The following is a 745-nucleotide window of genomic DNA, read 5'->3' as shown; positions in this document are numbered from 1 at the left end:
ACCGGGTTCGACGGCGGCGCGGTGTGGTCGCCCGACGGCCGGCGCGTCGCCTTCACCCGCCAGCCCGGCGACGGCGGGGCGCCGCAACCTTTGCTGACCGAGGCGCCCGAGCCCTGGTCGATCCTCGTCGCCGATGCGACCAGCGGCGAGGGCAAGGTCGTGTGGCGCAGCCCGCGGACCGCCGAGGGTTCCTATCCCAGCGCGATCTCGGACGGCGCGGCACTGATGTGGGGCGCGGGCGACCGATTGGTGTTCCGCGCCGAACTCGACAATTGGGCGCATCTCTATTCGTTGTCGGCGAGCGGCGGTGAGCCGCTGCTGCTCACGCCCGGCAAATATATGGTCGAGCACACGAGCTTGTCGCGTGACCGCACCATGTTGTTCTACGACGCCAATAATGGCGCGACGAGCGGCGACGACGATCGCCGCCACGTCTTCCGCGTACCGGTCGACCGCGCCGCGCCGCAGACGGTGACGCATGGCACCGGGCTCGAATGGACCCCGGTCGCGGCGGGCAGCGATCGCATCGCTTTTGTCGCGGCGGGGCCGACCCGTGCGGGCGAGGTGCGGATGATCGGCGCGGACGGACGTGAGACGCTGATCGGCGACGCCGCGACCGGCTATGCCCCGCCGATGGTCGTCCCCAAACAGGTGACCTTCAAGGCGACGGACGGGATGCTGATCCACGGCCAGTTGTTCGAGCCGGCGGGCGGCGGCAGGCATCCCGCGCTGGTCTTCGTCCACG

The 745-nt window shown here is 70.7% G+C and carries 1 protein-coding gene; it reads left to right on the top strand.

Annotated elements, in window-relative coordinates:
- Positions 1-745: S9 family peptidase (locus BGN95_RS14715; RefSeq protein WP_286773109.1), on the top strand; the 745-nt coding region annotated here is incomplete at both ends.

The sequence above is a fragment of the Sphingomonas sp. 66-10 genome (assembly GCF_001897045.1).
Taxonomy (GTDB): Bacteria; Pseudomonadota; Alphaproteobacteria; order Sphingomonadales; family Sphingomonadaceae; genus Sphingomonas; species Sphingomonas lycopersici.
The sequence above is the reverse complement of the archived record's forward strand: the minus strand, read 5'-3'. Positions and strand labels throughout refer to the sequence as shown.